Here is a 4,113-nt window from a genome sequence, read left to right as displayed (position 1 = left end):
CTTGTAAATAATTGAGCTAAATACCATCGAATGAGTTGTCGATAGGGCGATGATGACCAACCATTCATGGCTTAGCCAGTTTTGATCAACACTTAAGCTGGCAACGATCAACCCGAATTCGCTGTAGTTGGCTAGCAAGAGTGCTGACAAGAAGCTGGTACGCAAGCGTAAGCCAACCGCATTAAACACAAAGAAGAAAAGCAATAACTTGATGGGGAGTAAAATAGTCAAGCCTAAGGCGACGAGCCACATTTCCAAAGTTGGTAACGCGGTGAACCCGATAGACAAAAAGAAGCAGATTAGGAAGAGGTCTTTGAAGCTCATTAACGACTTATAGAGTTCGTTAGATTTAGGTAAGCCTGCGAGTAGCATGCCCATGACTAGTGCACCCAAGTCACCCTTCATGTCGACAAGCTCAAAAAGCTCCGGGCCGCCAAGTGCAAGTAAAAAACCGTAGAGTGGGATCAACTCTCCGTGACCGCTGGAGGCCATCATTCTTTTTAATAAAGGGCGAAGGAACCAAAGGCCAAGCAAGCTAAATGCCCAAAGGCTTGGTGATTTGCCGGTTGCAAAGAATAGAAACAGAACAGCCGCAATATCTTGCCAGATTAGTACGCCGACAGCGAGGTCACCGTGTTTGGATTTTAATTCCGCATTGTCTTCCAAAATCTTAATGACGCAAACAGTGCTACTGAAACTAAAAGCAAAAGCGATAATGGCGCTTTGCGACAAACTGAGATCAAATAAGCTGTGGCTGAGGGTAGTTGTGCAAAGAATTATCAAAGGAAGTAGGAGTATCATCCACCCACTCATATGAATAAAGGTTCCGGACCATAATTGTGGCCTCATAAGCTGTCTGAAATCAATTTTAAGCCCGATGGTAAACAGCATTAGCGTAATGCCAAGGTCTGCAAGCATCTCGAGTGTCGGTTCTGGCGTAACGCCACTTGCATGGAGCAAGAAGCCAGCAATTAGATAACCAACTAAGGGTGGGAGTGTGATTTGTTTCGCAATGAAGCCAAATATGAAGGCAACTAAAATCCAGATGATGCTCATATTGCTTATTTACTTCTCTTAAGTCGATGAATGTTTGGGTTGCTAATTGCTTCGTATCTTAGGACTTTTGGCTAATACTCTTGTCTAACAATATAACTGGCAGAATACCCACTGCAACGATGATTAGTGCGCTCAAGGCGCTTTGCTCAAGTAACTCATCGGAAGCAAATTGGTAAACCTGTGTAGCCAGTGTTTCAAAATTAAAAGGCCGTAAAATTAGTGTAGCAGGCAATTCTTTCAAACAGTCTACAAACACGACAAGCATGCCGGTAAGAGCACCCCGCTTGATAATGGGCAGGTGTACTTTAAATAGTGTCGATAAATAATTATGGCCAAGTGAGCGCGATGCCATGTCCATGCTTGGTGTTACTTTAGATAGGCTGGACTCTACGGACCCTGAAGAGACAGCTAAGAAGCGAACAGAATAGGAAAATACAATTGCGAAAGCCGTACCGCTCAAAATCAATCCTGTTGAGAAATCAAAGTGCTCTCTCATAAGACCGTCAAGGGTATTATCGAAGGCAGCAAAGGGAATGATAATTCCGATCGCAAGCACCGCGCCTGGTATGGCGTAGCCTAGGCTAGAGAAGTTGACCAGGTGCTGAGTGAGCTTATTGGAATTTAGTCGTTTGCTGTAAGTAAGTACGATGCCTAAAACCAGTGTGGCAAAGGCGGCAATACTGGCTAAAACAAAACTGTTTAGTGCGTACTCTATAAAATTGCTGTGCCAGGATATTTCAAAGTATTTGACTGCATAAATCGTTAGAAGTGAGAAGGGAAACAGAAACCCTAACAATACCGGTAAGAAGGCGACTGCGAATGCCAGATAAGCCCTTATTCCATATAGCTTATGGCTTGGAATGGTTGAGCCTTGGTTGCGCGACTGGTATTGCTTTTGTCTGCGTCGAGAGTAGCGTTCAGAGCTAATAAGAATAACCACGACAGCCATCATTAGTAAGGCTATCTGTGCTGCACCACCCAAGTTGCCCATGTTCAACCACGTGTCGTAAAGACCCGCTGTTAAGGTTTGGACGGCGAAATAATCTACCGTTCCAAAGTCGTTAAGTGTCTCCATTAGTACTAAAGACAGGCCAACCGCAATAGCGGGCCGTGCAATGGGTAAGGATACTCGATAAAAGAACTGGAAGGGCGTAGAGCCTAGACTGCGTGAAATGCGATAGAGGGAAATCGACTGCTCAAGAAAGGCCGCGCGTGCCAGCATGTAGACGTAAGGGTAGAGTACTAGTGACATCATGATAATAGCTCCCCCCATACTTCTGATTTCGGGGAACCAATAATCTCTGCTGGTCTTCCAGCCAAATAGCTCTCGAAGCGCTGATTGCACGGGGCCTGCGTATTCCAGAAAATCAGTGTAGGTATAAGCGATGACGTAAGCGGGTACGGCAAAGGGGAGTAATAAGGCCCAACTCAGCCACTTTTTGCCGGGGAAGTCGTACATGGAAATAAGCCAAGCTGAGCCAGTTCCAACCAGAAAAGTTAGGGAGCCAACGCCAAGCATAAGAATCAGCGTGTTTTTCAGATAACTAGGTAAAACTGTATTAAGCAGGTGCGGCCAGGCGTTTTCCTCTGGAAAAAGAGCGAGGTAAGCCACCGCAACAATCGGGAGACCGATAAGGGTTGCGATAATGAAAGATGAAATGAACCAGGGACGCTCTTGAGCGTTTAGTCTGAAATTCAAGAGTGATAAACCTTCAAAGTATTCGAGTTACGGCGAGCTGAGCAAGATACATTAAAAACGAAAAGCGGCATAGTGCCGCTTTAGTTTATTTTTCTAAAAGCCATGGCCTTAGCTTATCTAGAGTCATTATTCATCGAAGGCAACTTCATCAACTAACTGTGCTGCACGCTTTCTTAGATTAGCAATATCTGCGAGTGGCAGTGTATCTGACTTGAAGGAACCCCAAGACTTTACCAGGCTCGATGGTTCAACCTTAGTATTAACCGGATACTCGAAGTTTTGTTCTGCATAGAGGCTTTGCGCATAGTCCTGTGTTAGGAACTCCATTAGCTTGATTGCACTTTCTTTGTTTGGTGCGTGTTTAGTAAGTGCTACGCCACTGATATTCACGTGGGTGCCTCGGTTGCCTTGGTTAGGAAAGGTTAGGTGGACAGAGTTTGCCCAAGCAACCTGTGCTTTGTCGTTTAACATTTTGCCGAAATAATAATTGTTGCCAAGTGACAGGTCACAAATACCCTCGTTGATTGCTTTTACTTGTGCTCGATCATTTCCTTGAGGACGTCTCGCCAGGTTGTCTTTTACACCTTGTAACCAGGTTTTTGCTTCTGCTTCGCCGTGATGAGCGATCATTGATGCGATCAGCGCAAGGTTGTAAGGGTGCTTGCCGCTTCGGGTACAGATACGGCCTTTCCAGACGGGTTTGCTCAAGTCTTCATAGTTTTGAATGTCAGCTAGGTTAGCGCGCTCTTTTGACGCATAGATAGAGCGAGTACGTGTCGTTAAACCAAACCAACGGTTTTCTGGGTCGCGATATTGTACCGGGACATTCTTTTGTAGCGTTTCTGATTCAACAGCTTGAACCAAGTCTTTGTTGGTCACTTCCATTAAACGGCCAATATCGACAGTGAAAACTAAATCGGCAGGGGAGTTGCGTCCTTCACGAGTCAGGCGTTCAGCTAAACCTTTCTTAGCAAAAACTACATTAACCTTAATACCGCTTTGTTCGGTAAACTTATCGAACATAGGTTGAACCAGAAAGGGCTGGCGGTAAGAGTATACGTTAACCTCTTCACTGCTTGCTGAAACAGTTGTCGTGAATAAGGAAGAGAGAGTTAGAAGGGTGACGCAAATAAAGCGAGACAGAGCCATAAATAAATATTCCTAATATAGTTTCCATAAAGTAATGCGAATCATTCTTAAATAAAAAGAATTGTTAGTCAAGAATTTAAAGCATTTAACTTGATGGCTATCAAGTCAACTAAGCGATAAAATGCCATTTAAATATTGAGCTTTGGAGTAAAAGAGCGCTAATGAAGAGTTTCTCCCGCTTGCTACTAGTCGGACTGTTTGCTTTCTTA

3 protein-coding genes are annotated in these 4,113 nt (G+C 44.4%); all 3 read right to left on the bottom strand.

Annotated features, from left to right (window positions below; genetic code table 11):
• Positions 1-1,056 (bottom strand): cation:proton antiporter (locus A3756_RS13795; RefSeq protein ID WP_068553702.1); only part of this gene is annotated, 1,056 nt, incomplete at its 3' end.
• 58 nt (positions 1,057-1,114) lie between these two features.
• A complete protein-coding gene (locus A3756_RS13790) occupies positions 1,115-2,755 on the bottom strand; it encodes an iron ABC transporter permease (protein ID WP_068508952.1) in 1,641 nt (546 codons plus the stop codon).
• 126 nt (positions 2,756-2,881) lie between these two features.
• Positions 2,882-3,904 carry a Fe(3+) ABC transporter substrate-binding protein gene (locus A3756_RS13785; RefSeq protein ID WP_156490469.1) on the bottom strand — a complete coding sequence of 341 codons (1,023 nt, stop codon included), beginning with the start codon at positions 3,902-3,904 and terminating at the stop codon, positions 2,882-2,884.
• Positions 3,905-4,113 lie beyond the last annotated feature (209 nt).

Source organism: Oleiphilus sp. HI0086 (assembly GCF_001635225.1).
Note: the sequence above shows the minus strand (reverse complement) of the source record. Positions and strands in the feature narration are given on the sequence as shown.